Source organism: Bacillus sp. FSL W8-0770 (assembly GCF_038008705.1).
Lineage (GTDB): Bacteria > Bacillota > Bacilli > Bacillales > Bacillaceae_G > Bacillus_A > Bacillus_A cereus.
This window is the reverse complement of sequence record NZ_JBBOZR010000001.1, coordinates 2,116,974-2,137,941: the sequence shown is the minus strand read 5'-3', so window position 1 is coordinate 2,137,941 and position 20,968 is coordinate 2,116,974. Positions and strand designations below refer to the sequence as shown.

Here is a 20,968-nt window from a genome sequence, read left to right as displayed (position 1 = left end):
ATCACTACTCATTTTCTATATATTATTAAGTCAAATGTTGAATTTTTTAATTCATTAAAATATGTGATCCACGGTGGCGAAAGCTGAGCTTGTACATTTTCTTCCAATATTTTATACTACCTCCTTATACCATTCTTACTAACATAATATGTAACAAACTAAAAAATGCATTAGTTATATTAATTAAACATTTTATTTCACATTCTCAATTTCCCCTTTACATCTTTAAGCACTTTTACTACTATGAAATTCTTTATTATAAGCAAATCCACTGAAATTTCATATTATACTAATACGACTCTATATCCTTTAAATTATAATACTCAATATTAGGAGCTGATTTCATGGAAAAAAAACCTATCGTGTTCAAAATCCCACCAAATTCAAAACTAAAAGTTACATTTTTCGGTCCTTGTAACGAAGTAATTACAAATGTGTCTATAATTAATCAACTATGCGCCCCCAAATGTCAAACTATCACGCAATATCCAGACTTTAAGAAATATGTAACTGAAGTACGATCGTTATCCCGTTGTTAATCCGCATAATGCACGATTTTCACAACTTTGTTACCTAAAATAACTGAGAAAGAAAATAACTGCATTCCTAGACTAAAATTACTCATTTTATGATATTCCATTGATAATTCATTGATTTTTTACACGTTTTTATTAAAAGAACATATATTATCGTATGGAGATTATCCACTCATAAAACCTATCTTTCTTTGGAGCGTACTTATTATGTATGCTCTTTTTTTTTATAACCGTCCCCCTTCTAAATTGACCAACAATATATTAAAATTCTTTATATACTCAAGGAGGTCAAATATGTTCAAGTTGCATCCAATACTACTCATCTTAGGATTGATTTTGTTTTTATATAGTGTAATCGCCTTTATGTTATTCTTTTCAGTGTATTAGCATTACCTATACAAAGCTGTGTTCAATATGTAATTTCTATATAGTAAAGAAAAAACGTAATGATACGATCTTTTATGTATTCCGTCTTTCTGTTCAATAAGAAAACTAGTAAACTTACTAACAATGAGTTTTCACAAGCATGTTACTTATTTGCATATTATTTTGTTCATTATCTGAAGAAGGTTGAAGCCCCTAAAAATTAAACTACACTTTACCTATTTACTTATATATATCCTAGAAAAACAATAATAATCCCCCACCATTTGGTAAGGGGATTAACTAAACCTACTAAAAAACATTTAATGATCAGTTTTATTTAGTTGGAGAAGGAAATCTTGCCGCTTCAAAATGTGCCCCATCTTCTAAAGGACTTAAAACCCCATCTATACTACTTTGTGCATAAATCTCAACTTCATCCCCTGCATTCATTTGAACAATCGTCGAAACACTTACGACATTTCCAAAACTTATTGGACCAAAAAAGTCATTATCTATAGCTATCGCTGCGTTTCCATTCACACGAATTTCTACACGCGCTCTATAATTTAAAGTTGGATCGTTTGGAAAGAAACCAATTGTTCCAATAACAGAATATACACCTTTAGTCTTCGGCATAAAAATAGATGTTGCTGGATTATACTCATTCGCTAAATCAAATTGTTCATTTTGAAATAACACTTTCACAAAAGTATTAGCAGGAACATTTTGATTCACAGTATTTCTAGCTCTAAATGCCGATGCTCTAACAAGATTGTCCTTGTTATCATGACACTTACTAGTGTTCTTACAACAATCATGATGCTTATCTTTATACTCCTGACAATACTTACAGTAGTAATAACAAGACATACTAATTCCCCTTTCAAACTTATTACTACATATTATGTAAGATTGATTTATACGGTTTGGACTAGCTATTTTTATTATTCATAAGGGCGCTATTAATCTGCACCCTTATTTATATACACCACTTCATTCCTTACTAGTTATAAGTTGTATATAGTTCCATATGGAATAGTAAGAAAAGAACTTCCGTACGGTGTAACATGATGTACTGGGTAAAAATACTCTACGGATGAGTAATATGGTTGTACTCCTTGCTGCTGCATTTGCATTTGTTGTTGCATTTGCAATGCCTGTTGAATAGCTTGGACTGTACTTTGTGCTCCACTATATGTTATAGACGTACCATACGCTGGTCGCATGCCAGCTTCAGAATTAAAATATGAATAAAACATGATCTTCAACTCACTTCCGTATAATTTATTACAAATTATATTATGATTCTTTATTTCAGTAGGTACTATAAGCTAGTCCGCTCGCTTATATTCAAATGACAAAATAAAACAGTAGCTGCTAGACTACTTTGAATTCTTCTTATTACCAAATGAAATGATATACATATTCTCCTGTTACACGCTCATCGATTCCAGCAACCCTAACGAACCTAAGTAAATCCGCCCCTTGAAGAAAATATATCGACATCGTAACCGGTACTTGTGACCACATGAATTGAAAAAGCTCATTCACCCTCTGATTCGTCGTAATGATTAAATCATTTACAGGTCCATGATTCCATGCAGAGGTTTGAACTGAAGTGAAAGAAAGGTCTTTCCCATTAACCACTATTCTTGCCACGCTTTGAGTTATGTCCACAATAATCCCCTCCAACATTACAAAAATTGGACCTTTTTTAGTTCATATTATTATAAATATTCTTGACTGTAATAAATGTTTAAGGCAAATCCCTAATAAAGTGAAACTTTAATCAGTGGGGGTCTTACTGCCCGTTAATGCGGGATACAATTTTTTTATTCATATCCCTCAATTCCCATTACAACCATATAATTTCTAACCTGATTCAATTTTTGTAATTAATATAAAAAGCATCTTAATTAGATGCCCTTTACTTATCTTCCACTACAATTCTACTATTAAAATAGCAACGCCAAATCCGATGCAAACCAATCCTATTAACATGAATAGCAATCGGAATCCCCATAAATCACTGATTATTTCTATAATATGAACCAGCACAATAATAATAAAATCTTTAAATCCACTGAAACCATGTTCCTTTGTCTCTCTGATTCCATCGATTACAGTCAGACAAACAATAAAAATACCTAAACCAATTAATATAAAACCTAATACAAGCATTCATATATCCTCTTTTTTCTTTTATCTCGCATTAACGAACATTTCCACTTTAAAATTCAGTACATACGAGGACGTAAGGTGAAAAATTAACTACCCGTAAAACCTGATTAGTGCATGCTAATAATTAGAGGGAGGTGGTCCTCTCTTCACTTTATATTATCATGAAAGGATATGAGCTTCGGAGTTATTTCTTTATAAAATAAAAAATAGCTAATTCACTACTTAAAAAGTAAAAAAGCATCAGATTGACTAGTATGTAGATTGTTAAATGCATGTAAAATGTTTTTAAATTATCTACTCTTTTTTTAGCTCGGAAGTAACTCTCATCTCGTTCCATCTTTATACACCACTTTCTTACTCACACTGAACGCAATATTCAATTGATGAGTTTGTCATTTCGTTACCTCCAATTAACGCTTTTGTTCAATGTTGTAATTTTCTTGTATAATAAAAGTTAATTAATCTAGAAGGTACTCTGAGAAAAAGCGAAAAATCAGCTGGAAAGCTTATCGATTTAAATATTTATTCGAAATTAATAAGCAATTAATTTTAGTCACTCTGCCCATACTCAATCAAAGTTTGGGCTTCTTTAATTTCTGTATAAAATTCAAAAGTTTGACACAATCCTGGAAAAAGCTTATAAAGAAAAGTGAGGTTCCGTTATTTTCACACTTAGTAGCGCAGTCATGTTACATACAATTTTATAAGTGTGAACGAACTACAAAACTAAAAAACAAATAATAAGTTTGCAACATGTTTGCAAATACGAATTTTGCATATAAATTCGTGTGATATTGAAAGGAGTTTTACTTATGAAAGAAATTAAAACAGAACAAGAATTCAAAGACATCATCGCAAGCGAGGAGCCAGTAGTTGTTAAGTTCTTTACTACATGGTGCCCAGATTGCGTACGTATGGACAACTTTATCGGAGATGTAATGGAAGAGTTCAATAAATTTGAATGGTATTCTATTAATAAAGATGAGTTTCCAAGTATCGCTGAAGAGTATCAAGTAATGGGTATTCCAAGTTTACTTGTATACCAAAACGGTGAGAAGCTAGGCCACTTACATAGTGCTAACGCAAAAACTGAAGAGCAAGTTACTGAGTTTTTAGAAGCATACTAAGATGAAAGCCCTCTGGAAAACATTTTCCAGAGGGCTTTCATCTGTTTTCATAATTATCTTTTGACGTTTTTCCTCGTTTAATGAATTACACCTTGTCATGATAAGAATAATATGTAGTAAGAAAAGTATTCGTTTCTTGATCCATCTACCCTCCTATCTCTTTAGTAAATAGACTCTAATTAGGTTTACACCCTGACTTTGTACTTTTCAACATATTTTTCCTTCACGAAACTTTGTTACCCCCTTCTTAAAAAGCTATAAAACGTCAACAATGTTTGTATAGACCCACACGACTTTCGTTTGATACTCTATTTATAGAAAGAAATTCCTTTAAAGAAAGGTGAGTGATTAAAATGGATACTCTTTCTCATAAAGAAGCTGATAAAGGCGCTATTGTCAGCATTATGGCCTACATATTTTTATCCTCTATGAAAATCATCATCAGTTATATTACCCTCTCTAGCGCATTACGCGCTGACGGTTTAAATAACTTAACGGATATCGGTGCTTCTTTAGCAATATTAATTGGTCTAAAAATATCTCGTAAACCTCGTGACCCAGATCATCCGTATGGGCATTCGCGTGCCGAACAAATCGCATCACTTGTTGCGTCCTTCATTATGGCAACAGTCGGATTAGAAGTTGTTATTAGTGCCATTCAATCTTTCTTAAATCCGAAACAAGCAGCGCCCAATGTACTCGCTGCATGGGTTGCTTTATTTTCTGCTGTCGTTATGTATTGCGTGTATTTGTATACGAAAAAAATTGCAGCACGAACAAAAAGTAAATCATTAGAAGCCGCTGCAAAGGATAATTTATCAGATGCGCTCGTAAGTATTGGTACTGTAGTAGGTATTGTCGGTTCTCAGTTCCAAATGCCTATTTTAGACCCTATTGCCGCTTTAATTGTCGGTCTTATTATTTGTAAAACTGCATGGGAGATTTTCGTAGAATCTTCTCATATGCTTACAGATGGAATTGATCCTGATAAAATGGAAGAATACGCTGATGCTATTGAGCATATTGGCGGTGTGGAAAACATTGTAGATATTCGAGCACGTATGTACGGGAATCAAACGTACGTTGATATTACAATTGAAGTAGATGCTCGCATGGATGTTGGAGAAAGTCACTGTATTACCGACAACATCGAAGCTATGCTTCGCAAAAAGTTTGGAATTTACCATGCACACATTCATGTTGAGCCAATGAAAAAAGAACCTATTATGACATAGGTTCTTTTTTTATGAACGTTTTATGGAATATAACACATAAAACGAGCCAGCTACCACCAGCTGCCCATCCTGCTAATATGTCAGATGGATAGTGCACGCCAAGATATATTCGGCTAACTGAAATAGATAATACAACAAAGCTTGCTATAAGAATAATTAACAATTTTTTATGCAACGAAATACGTTCTTCAGTAATTGTGACGTATGCAATAAATCCTAAAAAAGCAGTAGCATTCATCGTATGACCGCTCGGAAAACTATATCCAGTTGCAGTAACAAGCTGCGTGACATCAGGTCTTGCTCGTTCGTACCATAGTTTAAGCATACTGTTTAAATAACGAGATCCGTAGTAATTAATTGTTAGAAGCAACGCACTAAGCAACTTTTTTCTAACGAGAAAATACATTACAAGAATAATGAGTAATGGAAAATATATTCTTTTGGAACCGATAAAAGACACCCAAGTAAAATAGGTCGTCAAATAATCGTTTCGAAAGCTTTGAATAAAATGTGCGACTATATTGTCAAAGTTCTCAATACAAGCGGTATGATACGAAAGTGATAATACGACAAAACAAATGAGTAACGTAAAACTTAGCAAGTATAAATGTCGATATCGTTTCACATACATAACCTCACTATGCAAAAAAATGGAGCGGTTGTTTTAGTTTTCCTCTCCATTTCTTTTTTATGCATAGTTTATTAAAAAATATAATTATTAATTTTTTGCTTCATCTCAGGGATATCTTCTCTTGTTACAGTGAAGCGAATAACCTTCTCATCAAGATCAAGTGCCTCAGCGAATAAACCAGCTAATCCACGTGATTTTCTATCTACTTCCATAATTATTTCTAATCGGTCGTATGCACGTGGCAAAATTAATAATTCTAATTCATCTAATCTGCCGTAGTACTCTCCAGAAACCGGAATAAACTCAAATTCTTGTGCGAATGGAACTTGTTTACGTAATCGATGCGGTAATTCTTCACATTCTATATGACGTGCTTTAAACCCTAATTCATTTACACTATCTAAAACACTACTTAATAATGCATTAGGTAACACTTGAACGTAGTCGCGGTCACTTGGGTCTATACTACGTTTAATATCAAGACCTGTATGAATCCAAACCGTTTTCATACCAAGTGTAAGTGGTGCTTCAATTGGCATTGGAAAAGAAAATGAAATGTCAACTGTTTCATTTGGTTCTACAGAAAAAGGTTCGGTTAAGCGTACTCGCTCTAAATCATATGTTGCTGTTACTTTTTTATCATCCACTTCTCGTACATACGACGTCGATAATGTTAAGTAAATGCTTTCAATTTGTTGGCTAACTGAACCTCCAGTTATATGAACCTTTCCAACTATTTCTTCCCCAACAATATACTCATCTTTTTCAAGAACAGTATCTACCTTTGCACTTCCAATACCAACGCTTGCTAAAAACTTTTGAAACATGGAGTCTCCATCCTTTCTAAAGCAGAAGCTACATCTTGTTTTAAATCTTGTACATTCTCATAGTACGGCGTTTTTATTTGTAACATTCGCATAAGCATTTCGCGATTATAATTTTCCAAAGTTAATTCTTCGTACCATGGTTTTTCCTGTTTTTCATTAGATTCATATCCTGCATATAATAAAAATAATGAGAAATGACCGAGCGCATAAAAGTCGCTACGAAATTGAACTTCTCGCATCAAAGCTTGTTCACCTTCGTAAGTTGTAGCTCGCTCATCATCCTCACCTTTCCATTTAGCTAATCCAAAATCAATAATACTAATTTGATTTTCTTTCATTAATATGTTTGGAATGCGTAAATCTCGGTGAATAATGCCTTCACTATGAAACACCGATACAATTTCTAATATTTCATATAAAATCTCAAAAACTTCACGTTCTGTATATACATACCCATCTATGAAAATATAATCTTCAAAATTTTCACCAGGCATGTACTCCATCACAAAGAAGCTCTTTTTCTCCCATATGAAATGATCATATAGACTAGGAATTGCATGATAATTTAATGTTTGTAAAATCATTTTCTCTTGTTCAAATGATTTTCTACCAGACTCATATCTTTGTTTACTTTGTCTTAATTGTTTTAAGACTTTATATCTATTTATTTGTAAATCATTAACGACATATGTAACCCCATAACTGCCCATTCCAATTACTGATTCAATTTTATAACGCTCTGCAACAATTGTATTTTTTCGCAGTGGTCTATCAAATAATGCTAGTACACGACGCCATTTCATCAGCTACTTGAAAAGAAGCTACGGCTTTTACGTTTTCTTTTATAATGTTGATGTCCATAACCAGATGAACGTCGTTTATAATCGCTACTTGAATACGAGCGCCCTCTACGACGATAATCACTACTTGAATACGAACGATATTTTTTCTTTCCTAATAAAGAATCAATAATTTTTTTGAACATTCCTTCACCTCTTGAGTAAAATTTCCTTTTCATTATATCAATAATTATTGACTATATTTGTGACAGGTTTGTAAAGAGTAAAAAACGACGAGTTATGCCCGTCGTTACTTTCATTCATCCTCTTCATCAAAAACTTCATCAATCATGCATTTCTCTAATAAATACTCAAATGTAATATCTGCGAGATCTTCAATTTCTTCTCGTTTTGGGACGTACCCTCTTTCAATTAGTTGCTCATAAAAAAACTCCGCAATCTCTTCCGTATCAATCACGACTTCAATTTCCTTCATGAGCATCACTCCTTTATTTCTGTTTTATGAAAAAATCTCAAAATTATGTATATGAGATTAGAAAAATAGATTTTATTTTTTTATAGGTCATAAGCTTTGGACGAGATGCATACGATTGTAGTACAAGCTATTCAAAGGGGGAAATAATAATGGAAAATCAATATGAAGTAGGACAAACAAAAGAAGAGTTCATGCATGAAGATCAATGGGCAGACTCTCTTATAAAGTGGCTTTTTATTTTTTTAATAGTTGTAGGCATACCTTATACTGCATATGTTGTTGTTCAATTTATTCTCTCTTTCTAGTTAACTACTTTTTCTCTGTCAATTTAACTAAATAATTATGAACAACATCCATTACAATTTTATATTCTTCATCTTTAAATGTATCGAACAATAATTGATAATCGTTATAAATGTCAAGTAATCCATCAATGATTTCTTGACGATTCGTCTTAACACTCACTTTTTTCGAGTTGTTAATTGACTTTAACTTACCTAAATCTAATTTATTCATACCTGCTTTATCTTGTTTCATTTTCTTCAAAATTGCATTTGCCGTTTGAGCATTCGCAAGTAACGTTAAATCTGATTCATCCGCTTCTAACCATTCACCATCCGTAATCCGTGACAATTCATAAATTGTATCTTCCCATGCGTCATTCTTATATCTCCATACTTCTGTACGAAAACCAACAATACGGAAAACATCTTTATCATATCCAGTTACTTGCACAAGATCACCAAACGTGAAATTATAATTTAATTCAATCCACTCCGTATCGCCCTTTTTCATATCCTGCTCTGTAACGTGCTGCAATGTTTGCTCTACGTAAAATCCATCGTGATTATTGACTTCGTATACATAAACTCCATCTAAAACCTTCATATTTGTGATTTTCCCAACGGTTCCATATAGCGTAATCACGACTATGTCCCCTACGTTGTATTTAGGTTGTTTTTTTCTTGCCATCTCTATCTCTCCTTTTTTTGACGTCGTGATTTTGATATCAGTATATGCAACCTACATAAAAACGCTTATCACAGAAGCTTATATTCATAAATTTTTTCAATAAAAAATATAATCTTATAAAATTTACATTACACTCAAACAAAAGCTAGTAACTAGACTAGCTTCAAATCAACAAATTTCATAATAAAAAAACATACAGAATACTTCACTTTAAATAAAGTAATGTATTCTGTATGTTTTCAAATAGTTTTTATCTATCTTGTATGTATAAATCCCAGGCTTCATCAAATATAGACATACTTTCTAGCATTCCGCTCAACTCTAAGTATGAACTAATTTCATCATAGTCTTCAGATTGCTTCGGAAAACTTAAATCATCATACATCGCCTCTGCTAAATCTGAAATTTCATTTCTAAATAAAGCTGCACGATGCTTCATCATATAATGGTAAAATGTCTTTTTCAAAAATATTCCCTACCTTTCTAACTTGGGTACATTATACAAGGCAAAAAAGAAAAAAACCAGCATAAAAGCTGGTTAAAAGTCGAAATAATTTCTTTTTAATAGACGCGGTCTTCCCATTAATTCTTCATATGTTAGTTGTTTTGGTAAATCTTTCGTGTAAATTAAGAATAATTGATCTTCAATTTCTTTTACTGTATGGTCTGATTGATAGTCCATCCCACACGAGGAACAAGAAATACATGGTGTCTCTTGAATTTCAATGGCTTTCGTACCATCTGGTAATTCCCAATATACAGTATTCAAGCTTTCTTTCGCTTCTGTACTGTCACACCACATACAATTCATACTGCATCACCCTCAGTTTTTTTGTCGTTTTCTTCTAACTTAGCCATTTGTGCTTGATATTTTTTATCTTTTAATTGATCGCGCTTATCACGTTTATCTTTTAAAGATGCATGAGTATCATTATCTTCGTAGTCTTTACGACGGTTCATACGCTGTAAGTCGTCTGGAACGAGGTTAAATTTCTTATCGCTCATAAGACCTGCGATACCAACATCTGAACGTTTTTCTTCGTAGTTCGGATAAATCTCTTTAAAGTATCCTTCCGCTCTTCCTGGAATATAGCTCTCTGGCTCTGGATACGTCGTAATAACACCTTCAAAGTTACGAAGTACAACTTTATCTGCACTTTGTGAGATTAAATAGTTTGGTTGAAGTGCAATTTTACCGCCTCCGCCTGGCGCATCAACAACGAATGTCGGAACAGCATAACCAGATGTGTGTCCACGTAAACCTTCAATAATTTCAAGACCTTTAGATACTGGTGCACGGAAGTGACCGATACCTTCAGATAAGTCACATTGATAAATGTAGTATGGACGTACACGGATTTTTACTAAGTCATGCATAAGTTTTTTCATAATTGGAACGCTGTCGTTAATACCAGCTAAAATTACTGCTTGGTTTCCGACTGGAACACCAGCATTCGCTAACATTTCACATGCCTTTTTCGATTCTTCAGTAATTTCAATAGATGTATTGAAATGTGTATTTAACCATACTGGATGGTATTTTTTAATAATGTTACATAAGTTTTCTGTAATACGTTGTGGGAATACTACTGGTGCTCTCGTTCCGATACGAATAATCTCAACATGCGGAATCTCTCGTAAATTTTTTAATACATATTCTAAAATTTTATCGTTAATTAGAAGTCCGTCACCACCGGAGATTAATACATCTCGTACTTGTGGCGTTTCACGAATATAAGCAATTGCATCATCTAATTGTTTCTTCGGTACACCCATTCCAATTTGTCCACTAAAACGACGACGTGTACAGTAACGACAATACATAGAACATTGATTCGTTACTAAGAATAGTACACGGTCCGGATAACGATGTGTTAGCCCTGGAACTGGTGAATCTTCGTCTTCGTGAAGTGGGTCTTCTAAATCATATTTTGTTTTATATAACTCTTCCGAAATCGGTACTGATTGCATCCGAATCGGACAGCGTGGATCATCAGGATTCATTAGCCAAGCATAGTACGGTGTAATGTTTAACGGGATCGTTTTCGTTGAAATTTTAACGCCCTCTTCTTCTTCAGGTGTTAAGTTAATCACTTTTCTTAAGTCATCTAACGTTTTGATCGTATTCGTTAATTGCCAAACCCAATCATTCCATTGCTCTTCAGTAACATCTTTCCATAATTCGATATCCTTCCAGTGACGATTTGGTTTGTATACATCATGTAACATTGCTATTCCCCCTTTTTATACGCTCATCCTTTATATAAGCAATAGTTATGCCAACTTTACATTGTTGATAAGTAAATGTGCGGAGAACCCTATTACATAAGCAAAAAAATATTTTTAAGCGTTGTATGAAATCAATACTTAACATCATATTCATTACTTTTTATATATGTAAACGCTCTTTTATTCGTGCAAACACACAAAAACCGCCGATTATTCGGCGGTTTTGTCGTACTTGCTCAGTTTATATTGAAGCGTTTGACGAGGGATACCCAACATTTTTGCGGCTTGTAATATATTCCCTTCCGTTTCAATCAACGCTTGATCTATTAATTCTTTTTCTGTTTGATGAAGTGCTTCTCTAAGTGGCATTATACCCTTCTTCTTCGAAAACTTCTCTTTCCGAAATGTACGTGGTAAACAATTGGCTGTTAATGTATTCCCTTCTGCAATAATAACAGCATGTTCAACCGTATGTTTTAACTCCCGGACATTTCCAGGCCACTGATAAGCTTGCAGTCTATCTTTCGCTTCCTCATCAATTTGAAGTACACCTTTTTTATAACTTTTATTATATTCTTTCAAAAAATAAGATGCTAATAATAGTACATCCTCAGTTCTTTCACGAAGCGGTGGGATATATAATGAAAATACGTTTAAGCGATAATATAAATCAGTGCGAATTTTATTCTCTCGTAAACATATTTCTGGAGGCTGGTTCATTGCGGTAATAACACGAACATCTACTTTTCTCGTCTTATTATCACCAATTCTTCTAATGACTCCATCTTCTAACACTCGTAACATTTTTGCCTGCAAATCAAGAGGCATTGAATTCAGTTCATCTAAAAATAATGTACCACCATCAACAAGTTCAAATAGCCCAGCTCTTTCAATCGCTCCCGTATAGCTTCCTTTTGTCGTTCCAAACAATAAACTTTCTAATAGCGACTCTGGTAAAGCTGCACAGTTTTGTGCAATAAATGGCTTGTTTTTTCTTTTAGAAGCTTCATGAATTGCTTGTACGAACAGTTCTTTTCCTGTTCCTGTTTCACCATATATTAAAACATTCGCGTCTGTTGGTGCTACTTTTTGTGCTAACTCTTTCGTCTGTTTAAACCGCGTATCATTTGTCACTATCGTCTCAAATGCAGCGTGCTTTTTAATCACTTTTTTTCTAGATGATCGCTTTATTTTCGACTGTAAGTCAACAATTGTGTCAGTAAGTTTTTGAATTGTAGAGTAATCCTTTGCAATTTCAACAGCCCCAGCAATATTCCCATCTATAAAAATAGGTAACGTCGTATTTACTGTACAAACATCTTCACCATTTAAATTTTGATAATGTTGTACCTGATGTACGATAGGTTTTTTTGTATCTAGTACTTTCATCAATGTACTCGTTTCCCTTGATAAAGACGGGAACGCTTCTAACAGATGTTTCCCTAACACTTTTTCAATCTTGGATCCATCGTGTTTTGCAGCTACAGAATTATAAAATATTGTAATTCCATTTTCATCTACAGCGTGTATAGCCTCATCAATACTGCCCAAAATCGCTTCAATGACTTCTTGTGTCGAAACTGCTAGCAATGTCATCCCCCCTCTTGCCGAAAATCCAGCAATTACATGCCGGATTTTCGGCACACCTATGTGCGATTGTAAGCATGACGATTCCGTTCTATAATTTTGACCAATTTTATATTTTAATTAGATAACTCGAAACTCTAATTAGTACAGCTTTTCGAACACCCAGCTCCACCTAACTGTTTTGCTTTACAACCAAATTTTGAGACGGAAGTTTTACTGCTTTCGAATAACTAGATAGATCTTTCACCCATATATTCATATCTTCCAACTTATCGAAAATGTAGCAATTATTCGCCAGTCTTCCTGTATACGTATAGCCTAATTGATGAAAGGCAGCATTCATTCCAAAAGAAAGGGATCGAGCAATTGTATAGGAGCAGAAAATAGATCTTTCTCGAAGCTCTTCCTCTAATTTAATTAGTAAACTTTTCATAAATCCATGTTTACGATATTCAGGTAAAGTAGCACAATTCGTTAATTCTGCATTCCCTTCCTTTATGTTCATTTCTGCAGATGCTGTACTAATAATTTTCCCCTCAAATTCATACACGTAGTAAATTGTATCGTCTTCTTTCATCGTCTGTAATACATAACTCGCTTCATTTAAAGGTGTCGGATACACTTCAAATACTTTTCCGAAGACAGTTGCTAATTCTTCTGCATCTTCTTCAGTCGCTTTTCTCAGCAAAAATTTCTCTGGAACTACTTTTTCTTTTATTTCTTTTCCTTTTACACCGCTTAATATAGTATCTTCCTCAGTCCAATGCATACTATTTCGTCTTTCATCATTATTATATTTCACAAAAAAGTATGCATCGTGTCCTTGAAAATAATGAGGTATCGTTGCTTCCAACAAAAAACCGAAAGAGAGCCATGTTGAAACATGCTCTCCCTTTCCTTTAATAATACATTTAGTGAAAGAATGTTTCTCTGCTAGTTCGTCAATTGTCTGTATAATACTTTCAACATTTCCTGTATAGTGATCTACCCGGATACGTTTATTAAAATAATCTAAAACGCCTTCTACTGTATAACAATTCGTCTGTTCTCTAAAAGATTCATAGTATTTCATTTTTTCACCTCACACCAATCTAGTAATGTACATGCAATAATTTTTGCGGCAGCTATCATTTTATCAACTTCTATATATTCGTTTGGATAGTGTGCTACTTTCGTCTCTCCTGGACCAAATACTATTGTTGGTACGTTTGCAATTTGTGTAAATAAACCTCCATCAGTCCCCCACGGAGATGCTTCAATAATTGGTTCGTTCCCTTCGATTTCAACAAAGTTATGATGAAGTGTTGTAATGAGTTCATGATTTTCTTCTAATTCACCAGGAACCCATCTCGCTCCAAACCATTCTACTTCTACCGGATTTTCAACAAACCAATTGTCCACATCATTTAATTCAACAATCCAATTCTCAAACTCTTCTTTTGCCGCCTCTATAGTCTCATTCGGCGCAACACCGCATCTTCCTTCTAAAATTAATTCATCGGGAACAGAACTTGGCCAACTCCCTCCTTCAATTTTGCCAATGTTAATTGGAATTGGAATTGGAATTCCTTTAAATAACGGATCTGTAATTCGACTATTTCTTTTCTCCTCTAGCTTTCTTACATGTTCTATAACAAACATGCTTTTTTCAATTGCACTAACCCCTTCATAGCGCGTTCCACCGTGTGCAGCTTTCCCTTTTACACGTAGACGAAACCACATGGAACCTTGTTGTTTCGGGAAAAACTTCATATTAGTAGGCTCTGGAATAATGACACCATCTGCTTTATATCCTCGTAATATAGTTGCTAATGTCCCTGCTCCGCCACTTTCCTCTTCTATTACACTTTGAAAATAGATGTCTCCTTTTAATTCAATACTAGATTCAATGATCGCTTCCATCGCAAGCATAAGTGCGACATTTCCGCCCTTCATATCCGTCGTTCCACGGCCATATATACGATTCCCTATTTTCTCACCGCTATAAGGATGATGTTCCCACTGATTCACATCCCCTTCTGGAACTACATCAATATGCCCATTTAATATCATAGATTTCCCGTCGCCACTTCCTTTTAAAGTTGCTACAATATTTGGGCTATCTGAAAAACTTGTACGGGGTGATACAAAATAAGGATGATCTTTCATTTTAGAAAAGGAGGGCTCCCATATATCGAGATCTAAACCTAATTCACGTAATTTTTCAATCACAATTGCCTGCGCACCGCTTTCATCACCAGATACGCTCTTTTCTTGAATTAATCGCTTTAAAAATTTCACACTTTCCTCTTCATGGCTCTCAATATAATCACAAACTTGCTTTTTTAATTGCTCCATATATTACATCTCCCTTCATTCAATTACTAGTAAGTTAGAACTAATTTGAAAATCAGCTTCTGTATGTCGTTTTACATCTTCTACTGTGTATGGGCCCATTAATTCTTGTAATATAAGTCCACTCGGAGTTACCTCCATGACTGCCATATCAGTAATAATTAAATCTACACATTTCTTTGAAGTTAATGGCAATGTACACTCTGAAACAATTTTTGCATTTCCGTACTTATCAACATGATTCATCACAACAACGACCCGCTTCGCTTTTTGTGCTAAATCCATTGCTCCACCAATACCTGGAACACGTTTTCCAGGTACAATCCAGTTTGCTAAATCGCCATTTTCACTTACTTGTAATGAACCAAGAATCGTTATGTCTAGCAAACCTTTTCGAATCATCCCAAACGCTGTGCAGCTATCGAAATAACTCGCTCCTGTTATAAGAGAAGTTGGTAAACCTGCTGCATTACACAAATTTTCGTCTTCATTCCCTTTACTTGGCGTTGGTCCCATGCCCACGATTCCATTTTCGGCATGAAACATAACATTTATATCGTCAGGCAAATGATTTGGTACAAGCGATGGTATGCCAATACCTAAATTTACAATCATACCATTTTGTATTTCTTTCGCCGCACGCCTAGCAATCTTATCCCTCACTTCTACGCCCATACCCATTTCCAGTTCACTCCTTCCGACGGTACAATATAATTTACGAAAACACCTGGAACAACAATTTCCTCTGGATCTAAACTTCCAAGCGGGACTATTTCTTCCGCTTCTACAATTGTTATATCCCCAGCCATCGCTACGTGAGGATTCATATTTCGTGCACTTTTGTCAAATACAAGGTTACCAAACGGATCTGCCTTTTTTGCATATACAATTGAAACTTCAGCAGTTAATGCTGTTTCAACTAAGTAAGTCTTACCATTCATTTCAACTGTTCGTTTTCCCTCTTCCACAATCGTATCAACACCAACATCAACTAAAACACCACCAAGACCAACACCACCAGCGCGAATGCGCTCTGCTAATGTTCCCTGCGGAGAAAACTCAATTTGTAATCTTCCCTCGTTTAGTTGCCTTCCTGCATTTGGATTGGAGCCAATGTGAGAAGTAATTAGTGATTTAACTCTTTCATTTGTAACAAGACGACCGATACCTACATCAGGAAATCCAGTGTCATTTCCAATCAAATTTAAATTTGTAACGCCTTTTTCTAAAATTGCCTGTATTAAAGATGGAGGGGATCCAATCCCTCCAAATCCCCCAAACATTAATGTCATATCATCATGGAACAAAGAAATTACTTCCTCAATTTCTTTTAATTTACCGAATGTATTTGTAATAGTTGTCATGCGATACTATGCCCTCCTTTTTGCATCATCTCTTCCACACTTTTAGAGAAAATTGAAAGTAATTCATCTAACTCGGAATATGTAGTTGTCATTGGCGGTGCTACAAGCAGTGCACTATCTTCTTTTCCTGCTTGCCCTGAAACTGCTTGATATAAAAGCAGGCCGTTTTTAGCTGCAACTGAAATAAGCTCTGACGCTTTTGTAAACGGTTGCAATTCTACTCCGATTAGCAACCCTTTTCCGCGCACATCAGCAATGATTGTCGATTGTTGCTGAACTTTCTGTAAGCCTTTTATTAAATACTCTCCCTTTTCTGCTGTTTTTTCAGGAAGATTATGTTTCTCCATATATTCAATAACAGCTAAAGCCGTTGCTGCAGACAATGGATTTGCACTTAACGTATGACCGCTCATTACTGAACGTGATCCACGTAATATTGGTTCCATAACACGATCACTTACAACTGTCGCTGCCATCGGTGTATATCCCGCTCCTAACCCTTTACCAAGTGTCATAATATCCGGCTCTACGCCCCAATGCTCCATCGCAAACCATGCTCCAGTACGACCAAGCCCAGTCATTACTTCATCCGCAATAAATAAAATATCGTAATGATTACAAATCTCTTTAATGACTTTATAATAGTCTTTCGGCGGAACAACCGCGCCTCCAGCTGCTCCGATAATCGGCTCAGCAATAAAAGCAGCAATATGCTCTGCACCAATCCTTTCAATTGATCTTTCTAGTTCAGTCGCACATGCCAGCTGACAAGTTGGATATACCTTTTGAACAGGACATCTGAAACAATATGGAGCTGGTATAGTCGGATAATCTTCCAAAATAGATACGAAACGTTGTCTACGTAGTGGGTGACCAGACATCGATAAAGCACCCATCGTAATACCGTGATAACTCATCCATCTTGATAAAATTTTATGTTTCCCTTGAATACCTCGCTCTTGAAAATGCTGAATTGCAATTTTCATAGCTGTTTCATTCGCTTCCGTACCACTATTTACAAAAAAACTCCAGTTCAAATCTCCTACACTTAAATCACTTAACTTCTTCGCTAATTTTTCAGCTGGTTCACTCGTAAACTGTGATCTATAAACGAAAGCAATCTCCTCAGCTTGCTTTTTAATAACGTCTGCAATCTCCTTTACGCCATGCCCAATACCTGCCGTAATTGCTCCTGACGAACCATCAAAATATTTATTGCCATTTTGATCATACAAATAAACACCTTTTCCATGTGAAATCATTGGATACGGCTGACCAACAAGTGGTTTAATTAAGTAATCGCGCATAGCGCTCCCCCATTTCTCCAATTTGTATATATATATGAAGAAAATTGACGTTTCTTTCATAAAAAAGAATCCTCTGCAAAAGCAGTGAATTTATCAAAAAACTATTATAAAATATACAAATGAGTGCTTAAAAAAAATTATAAAACAGAAAATTCAGAACTAAAAAACCGAAGACCAACCCTTTTCTATACGCCCAAATAACCCTCCTTTTTATATGAAATGACTACATCACCAAATGTTTTTATAGCATAATGCCAGCTGTCCTTAAATGCCGACATTCTGTACACTTCGACGGAACTCCCGTTAAACTCCTTCCTATTATCCTACTTTAAATTGCATATTTTAAAACAAATTTCGACACCCACCTTACTAATCAATTCAGATTCCTATTCATTATGTAAACTTTTCATTTTTAAACTATAAAAAAAGAACCGATTAACCACACTAATCAGTTCGTCATGACGCTCTCTTATGGGTTAATACTGTCAATTGCTAAAATAAATAGAAAAATGAAGTTTACAAATTCATCCTACAGCCTATAACACAAAACCTTTTCATAACTTCATTCACATCACAATTACTATCAGGATATCCCTATCCCGAAGTGGCACCCCTTTCCTCAGATTCAAACTATCTTTCCTTTATAATTTATGTAGGACAATTATCACTTTGTATGTGTATTTGCCTATAATTAAAAAAATCTCTAGTTTTCTAGCGATTTTTGGACATGTATTCAATATGTTAATTGAAATACACTTTCAATTTGGAATTTATTTTACTTTCGTACAGTCATATGTACTGCTTTACTCTACGAAATTCTCGTAAGCACCAGCACCTCTTTATGACAACATATTTGTTGTCAATTTTTAATTTTCCCTTTATAAAATCATTTTTTTGCATAACCGCTTTCTTGCTTCGCATATAGTTTTAATGATGACAAAGGAGGAATGTTCATGTCTCAATCTGAAATCGAAAAATATGGACAAGAAGTTACGCAATACGAACAGCTCGCACGTTACTATCAGTTTCGTAATCCTAAAAAATATATAGAATTATATATGAAATATTACGATGCACTATCAAAACTTGTACAGGTGTATGAAACAAGAGACTCACAAGAAGCTACTTTACCATCACATATAAGAATTTTTCATGCCAATCCAAATATACCGGCGGTTGACATTTTAGTAAACGGACAAAAGGTTATTAAAAATATTTCATTTAAGCAATTCAGCCCTTATTTATCATTAGTACAAGGGAAATACCGTATAGATATTGTTCCTGTCGGAAATGAAACTCCAATCTTTTCAGCGTTGGTACCAATAATGGGAAATCATACTTATACTCTTGCTGCAATAAATAGTGATAATCACCTACAATTACAACCCATACTTGATAATACACATTTACCAGCTGGTCAAGCAAAAATACGCTTTGCACATTTCTCTTCAGATACCCCTGTTGTAAATGTAGATTTAAAAGATGGAGATCATTTATTTGAAAATGTACTCTTTAAACAAATAACAGATTTTTTGCAAGTTAGCCCTGGTACAGCAGATATTGAAATTTCACTCGCAGATAATAAAAACGTTTTATTGACTATACCGAAATTCAATGTTGAACCAAATGTTATTTATACAATTTCAATAGTAGGTTATTCAACTAAAGATCCTAAATTAGAAGCCGTTATACTCACAAATTAAAACAGTCTACACCATTCATTTGGTGTAGACTGTTTATTTTTGAAATGCAATTTGAAATTCTGTCCAATCGTTATCTGATCGACACATAATGGATCCATTATGTTTTTCCACAATTTGTTTACATACAAATAATCCAATACCAGTTCCTAACTTTTTAGTAGTTACAAATGGTTCAAAAATCGTTTCTACATTTTCAGTTGGAATCATTGGTCCATTATTTTTTATCACAATTCGAATAGCTTGATCTTCTTCAAATACATCAATGATAATTTTTCGTTCTTCTTTCATTGATTCAAGAGCATCAATTGAATTCATTAATATGTTTAAAAATACTTGTCTCACTTCACTTCGATAACCAACAAGCGGAATTGGATACGGTAAATTCTTTTCAATCAAAACATTCGCATTGACCAAACTCGGATATAAAAATTGTATAATGTCTTGAAACAAGTCATTAAGCCAAAACCGTTCCGATTCATTCCACATTTCTTTTTTTGATACGAGTAAAAATTGCGAAATACGAAAATTTAATTGATCTAATTCATGCGAAATAATATCTAAATACGATAAACTCGGATGATCTGCCTTTAATAATTTGACAAACCCCATAATGGAAGTAAGCGGATTACGAAATTCATGTACAAAACTAGCTGACATTTGTCCTAAAATCGTCAGTCTTTCTTTATGTGTTTCGTTAATATATTGCTGTTTTTCCTCTAAATTCTTCGATATAATTTCCGAGTATTTTAAAACGGTATAATAAATTAATTTGTCAAAACAAGTATGTATTTTTGCCATAATTGGTTTCAATTCACGAGCACTAACATCTAATTCACACATCGCTTCGAAAAGTTCATTTCTTCCCACGTTTGCGTTATAAACAAAATCTCCAATATTCGCATCTGCTCCAGCACGTTCAATAGCAATTTTCTCACATAACGGTTGAAGATAATTTATATCTTTATCTTCCATAGTAAGTTCGATAATTAACTCTAGTAAATCCTCTCCATTTTGAACTACTTCTAGTTTAAATGGATCTTTTTCGGAAATTATCATTTTGTTTTTCCAGTTCTCTACGAATTGGTGCCTATTGTTTTTCAAGTGTGAACAAAATATTTCTTTAATATCCTTATCGATTGGAAAAACCTCCATTCCCTCCATTTCCATACGACGAATACCCTTTATATTTTGAATATTAACACAAAAAATACGATTCGTTAATAGATTTTTGTCACATTTTGTTAATTTCTGTTGATAAAATTATTTTTTCTTTCTTATTTAACTAATTGTATGC

Annotated in this window: 25 protein-coding genes and 2 pseudogenes; 6 read left to right on the top strand and 21 right to left on the bottom strand. The window is 34.2% G+C overall.

Annotated elements, in window-relative coordinates; translation table 11 throughout:
* The first annotated feature begins 344 nt into the window (after positions 1-344).
* Entirely contained in the window at positions 345-539 is a 195-nt protein-coding gene (locus NST27_RS11090) for a hypothetical protein (RefSeq protein ID WP_000412556.1), read from the top strand.
* Positions 540-1,235: 696 nt separating this feature from the next.
* Here NST27_RS11090 and NST27_RS11085 read toward each other — a convergent pair.
* From NST27_RS11085 to NST27_RS11065, 5 genes and pseudogenes are all read right to left on the bottom strand, one after another.
* Positions 1,236-1,772, bottom strand: coding sequence for an ABC transporter permease (locus NST27_RS11085; RefSeq protein ID WP_033689681.1), 537 nt, complete (start codon positions 1,770-1,772; stop codon positions 1,236-1,238).
* A 137-nt stretch (positions 1,773-1,909) separates the two neighbouring features.
* A complete protein-coding gene (locus NST27_RS11080; protein WP_000500092.1) occupies positions 1,910-2,161 on the bottom strand; it encodes a DUF3947 family protein in 252 nt (83 codons plus the stop codon).
* A 142-nt stretch (positions 2,162-2,303) separates the two neighbouring features.
* Entirely contained in the window at positions 2,304-2,579 is a 276-nt protein-coding gene (locus tag NST27_RS11075; RefSeq protein ID WP_000355689.1) for a hypothetical protein, read from the bottom strand.
* A gap of 264 nt (positions 2,580-2,843) precedes the next feature.
* A complete protein-coding gene (locus NST27_RS11070) occupies positions 2,844-3,083 on the bottom strand; it encodes a hypothetical protein (protein ID WP_000960638.1) in 240 nt (79 codons plus the stop codon).
* A 232-nt stretch (positions 3,084-3,315) separates the two neighbouring features.
* A pseudogene (locus tag NST27_RS11065) lies at positions 3,316-3,420 on the bottom strand (2TM domain-containing protein); the annotation flags it as partial.
* 129 nt (positions 3,421-3,549) lie between these two features.
* Between NST27_RS11065 and NST27_RS11060 the strand changes: the two are divergent.
* From NST27_RS11060 to NST27_RS11050, 3 genes and pseudogenes are all read left to right on the top strand, one after another.
* Positions 3,550-3,630, top strand: a pseudogene (locus NST27_RS11060) (GNAT family N-acetyltransferase); the annotation flags it as partial.
* A gap of 265 nt (positions 3,631-3,895) precedes the next feature.
* Entirely contained in the window at positions 3,896-4,210 is a 315-nt protein-coding gene (locus NST27_RS11055) for a thioredoxin family protein (protein ID WP_000658787.1), read from the top strand.
* A 353-nt stretch (positions 4,211-4,563) separates the two neighbouring features.
* A complete protein-coding gene (locus NST27_RS11050; RefSeq protein WP_000380385.1) occupies positions 4,564-5,445 on the top strand; it encodes a cation diffusion facilitator family transporter in 882 nt (293 codons plus the stop codon).
* On the opposite strand, the gene NST27_RS11045 is transcribed toward NST27_RS11050, so the two are convergent.
* From NST27_RS11045 to NST27_RS11025, 5 genes are all read right to left on the bottom strand, one after another.
* Complete coding sequence (locus tag NST27_RS11045) at positions 5,435-6,070, bottom strand: phosphatase PAP2 family protein (protein WP_000833370.1); 636 nt, start codon at positions 6,068-6,070, stop codon at positions 5,435-5,437. The genes NST27_RS11050 and NST27_RS11045 overlap by 11 nt on opposite strands.
* 77 nt (positions 6,071-6,147) lie before the next feature.
* Positions 6,148-6,903, bottom strand: coding sequence for a sporulation protein (locus tag NST27_RS11040; protein ID WP_047386086.1), 756 nt, complete (start codon positions 6,901-6,903; stop codon positions 6,148-6,150).
* A complete protein-coding gene (locus tag NST27_RS11035; RefSeq protein WP_061661747.1) occupies positions 6,885-7,706 on the bottom strand; it encodes a serine/threonine protein kinase in 822 nt (273 codons plus the stop codon). The genes NST27_RS11040 and NST27_RS11035 overlap by 19 nt, the downstream gene beginning before the upstream one ends.
* The gene (locus NST27_RS11030) at positions 7,706-7,888 is read right to left on the bottom strand and encodes a hypothetical protein (RefSeq protein WP_000473371.1); all 183 of its coding nucleotides are present in this window, start codon (positions 7,886-7,888) and stop codon (positions 7,706-7,708) included. The genes NST27_RS11035 and NST27_RS11030 overlap by 1 nt, the downstream gene beginning before the upstream one ends.
* A 110-nt stretch (positions 7,889-7,998) precedes the next feature.
* Entirely contained in the window at positions 7,999-8,178 is a 180-nt protein-coding gene (locus tag NST27_RS11025) for a YozD family protein (protein ID WP_000658451.1), read from the bottom strand.
* 149 nt (positions 8,179-8,327) lie between these two features.
* Here NST27_RS11025 and NST27_RS11020 point away from each other — a divergent pair, with 149 nt between their 5' ends.
* Positions 8,328-8,483, top strand: coding sequence for a DUF3930 family protein (locus tag NST27_RS11020; RefSeq protein ID WP_000431486.1), 156 nt, complete (start codon positions 8,328-8,330; stop codon positions 8,481-8,483).
* A 4-nt stretch (positions 8,484-8,487) separates the two neighbouring features.
* Here the strand turns inward: NST27_RS11020 and NST27_RS11015 are convergent, their stop codons facing one another.
* The 10 genes from NST27_RS11015 to NST27_RS10970 all read right to left on the bottom strand — a co-directional run bounded on the left by NST27_RS11015 (position 8,488) and on the right by NST27_RS10970 (position 17,971).
* Positions 8,488-9,150 carry a hypothetical protein gene (locus NST27_RS11015; protein WP_000101499.1) on the bottom strand — a complete coding sequence of 221 codons (663 nt, stop codon included), beginning with the start codon at positions 9,148-9,150 and terminating at the stop codon, positions 8,488-8,490.
* A 250-nt stretch (positions 9,151-9,400) separates the two neighbouring features.
* On the bottom strand, positions 9,401-9,616 hold the full coding sequence (locus NST27_RS11010) for a YozE family protein (RefSeq protein ID WP_000750717.1): 216 nt from the start codon (positions 9,614-9,616) through the stop codon (positions 9,401-9,403).
* 72 nt (positions 9,617-9,688) lie between these two features.
* Positions 9,689-9,961, bottom strand: a complete 273-nt coding sequence (locus NST27_RS11005) for a YokU family protein (RefSeq protein ID WP_000995763.1) — start codon at positions 9,959-9,961, stop codon at positions 9,689-9,691.
* Positions 9,958-11,379, bottom strand: a complete 1,422-nt coding sequence (ablA, locus tag NST27_RS11000; protein WP_000902142.1) for a lysine 2,3-aminomutase — start codon at positions 11,377-11,379, stop codon at positions 9,958-9,960. The genes NST27_RS11005 and ablA overlap by 4 nt, the downstream gene beginning before the upstream one ends.
* Before the next feature lie 210 nt (positions 11,380-11,589).
* The gene (gene rocR / locus NST27_RS10995; protein WP_074643110.1) at positions 11,590-12,975 is read right to left on the bottom strand and encodes an arginine utilization transcriptional regulator RocR; all 1,386 of its coding nucleotides are present in this window, start codon (positions 12,973-12,975) and stop codon (positions 11,590-11,592) included.
* A gap of 163 nt (positions 12,976-13,138) precedes the next feature.
* Positions 13,139-14,038 carry a putative beta-lysine N-acetyltransferase gene (gene ablB / locus NST27_RS10990; protein WP_000878603.1) on the bottom strand — a complete coding sequence of 300 codons (900 nt, stop codon included), beginning with the start codon at positions 14,036-14,038 and terminating at the stop codon, positions 13,139-13,141.
* On the bottom strand, positions 14,035-15,303 hold the full coding sequence (locus NST27_RS10985) for a peptidase (RefSeq protein ID WP_000436691.1): 1,269 nt from the start codon (positions 15,301-15,303) through the stop codon (positions 14,035-14,037). The genes ablB and NST27_RS10985 overlap by 4 nt, the downstream gene beginning before the upstream one ends.
* A gap of 15 nt (positions 15,304-15,318) precedes the next feature.
* Positions 15,319-15,981: a CoA transferase subunit B gene (locus NST27_RS10980; RefSeq protein ID WP_000525275.1), complete on the bottom strand. Its 663-nt coding sequence runs from the start codon at positions 15,979-15,981 to the stop codon at positions 15,319-15,321.
* Positions 15,966-16,664, bottom strand: coding sequence for an acetate CoA-transferase subunit alpha (gene atoD / locus NST27_RS10975; protein ID WP_000208107.1), 699 nt, complete (start codon positions 16,662-16,664; stop codon positions 15,966-15,968). Before atoD ends, NST27_RS10980 begins: the two co-directional genes overlap by 16 nt.
* A complete protein-coding gene (locus tag NST27_RS10970) occupies positions 16,661-17,971 on the bottom strand; it encodes an aspartate aminotransferase family protein (protein ID WP_001205884.1) in 1,311 nt (436 codons plus the stop codon). Before NST27_RS10970 ends, atoD begins: the two co-directional genes overlap by 4 nt.
* Positions 17,972-18,924: 953 nt before the next feature.
* On the opposite strand from NST27_RS10970, the gene NST27_RS10965 reads away from it, so the two are divergent.
* Entirely contained in the window at positions 18,925-19,674 is a 750-nt protein-coding gene (locus NST27_RS10965; protein ID WP_000083288.1) for a DUF4397 domain-containing protein, read from the top strand.
* Between the two features lie 33 nt (positions 19,675-19,707).
* On the opposite strand, the gene NST27_RS10960 is transcribed toward NST27_RS10965, so the two are convergent.
* A complete protein-coding gene (locus NST27_RS10960) occupies positions 19,708-20,841 on the bottom strand; it encodes a BA2291 family sporulation histidine kinase (protein WP_080296739.1) in 1,134 nt (377 codons plus the stop codon).
* Positions 20,842-20,968 lie beyond the last annotated feature (127 nt).

What these genes read in the sequence shown, in the direction of transcription:
- NST27_RS11090 (WP_000412556.1), top strand. Translation starts at nt 345, where the DNA reads ATGGAAAAAAAACCTATCGTGTTCAAAATCCCACCAAATTCAAAACTA.
- NST27_RS11085 (WP_033689681.1), bottom strand. Translation starts at nt 1,772, where the DNA reads ATGTCTTGTTATTACTACTGTAAGTATTGTCAGGAGTATAAAGATAAG.
- NST27_RS11080 (WP_000500092.1), bottom strand. Translation starts at nt 2,161, where the DNA reads ATGTTTTATTCATATTTTAATTCTGAAGCTGGCATGCGACCAGCGTAT.
- NST27_RS11070 (WP_000960638.1), bottom strand. Translation starts at nt 3,083, where the DNA reads ATGCTTGTATTAGGTTTTATATTAATTGGTTTAGGTATTTTTATTGTT.
- NST27_RS11055 (WP_000658787.1), top strand. Translation starts at nt 3,896, where the DNA reads ATGAAAGAAATTAAAACAGAACAAGAATTCAAAGACATCATCGCAAGC.
- NST27_RS11050 (WP_000380385.1), top strand. Translation starts at nt 4,564, where the DNA reads ATGGATACTCTTTCTCATAAAGAAGCTGATAAAGGCGCTATTGTCAGC.
- NST27_RS11040 (WP_047386086.1), bottom strand. Translation starts at nt 6,903, where the DNA reads ATGTTTCAAAAGTTTTTAGCAAGCGTTGGTATTGGAAGTGCAAAGGTA.
- NST27_RS11035 (WP_061661747.1), bottom strand. Translation starts at nt 7,706, where the DNA reads ATGAAATGGCGTCGTGTACTAGCATTATTTGATAGACCACTGCGAAAA.
- NST27_RS11030 (WP_000473371.1), bottom strand. Translation starts at nt 7,888, where the DNA reads ATGTTCAAAAAAATTATTGATTCTTTATTAGGAAAGAAAAAATATCGT.
- NST27_RS11025 (WP_000658451.1), bottom strand. Translation starts at nt 8,178, where the DNA reads ATGAAGGAAATTGAAGTCGTGATTGATACGGAAGAGATTGCGGAGTTT.
- NST27_RS11020 (WP_000431486.1), top strand. Translation starts at nt 8,328, where the DNA reads ATGGAAAATCAATATGAAGTAGGACAAACAAAAGAAGAGTTCATGCAT.
- NST27_RS11015 (WP_000101499.1), bottom strand. Translation starts at nt 9,150, where the DNA reads ATGGCAAGAAAAAAACAACCTAAATACAACGTAGGGGACATAGTCGTG.
- NST27_RS11005 (WP_000995763.1), bottom strand. Translation starts at nt 9,961, where the DNA reads ATGAATTGTATGTGGTGTGACAGTACAGAAGCGAAAGAAAGCTTGAAT.
- ablA (WP_000902142.1), bottom strand. Translation starts at nt 11,379, where the DNA reads ATGTTACATGATGTATACAAACCAAATCGTCACTGGAAGGATATCGAA.
- rocR (WP_074643110.1), bottom strand. Translation starts at nt 12,975, where the DNA reads ATGACATTGCTAGCAGTTTCGACACAAGAAGTCATTGAAGCGATTTTG.
- ablB (WP_000878603.1), bottom strand. Translation starts at nt 14,038, where the DNA reads ATGAAATACTATGAATCTTTTAGAGAACAGACGAATTGTTATACAGTA.
- NST27_RS10985 (WP_000436691.1), bottom strand. Translation starts at nt 15,303, where the DNA reads ATGGAGCAATTAAAAAAGCAAGTTTGTGATTATATTGAGAGCCATGAA.
- NST27_RS10980 (WP_000525275.1), bottom strand. Translation starts at nt 15,981, where the DNA reads ATGGGTATGGGCGTAGAAGTGAGGGATAAGATTGCTAGGCGTGCGGCG.
- atoD (WP_000208107.1), bottom strand. Translation starts at nt 16,664, where the DNA reads ATGACAACTATTACAAATACATTCGGTAAATTAAAAGAAATTGAGGAA.
- NST27_RS10970 (WP_001205884.1), bottom strand. Translation starts at nt 17,971, where the DNA reads ATGCGCGATTACTTAATTAAACCACTTGTTGGTCAGCCGTATCCAATG.
- NST27_RS10965 (WP_000083288.1), top strand. Translation starts at nt 18,925, where the DNA reads ATGTCTCAATCTGAAATCGAAAAATATGGACAAGAAGTTACGCAATAC.
- NST27_RS10960 (WP_080296739.1), bottom strand. Translation starts at nt 20,841, where the DNA reads ATGGAAATGGAGGGAATGGAGGTTTTTCCAATCGATAAGGATATTAAA.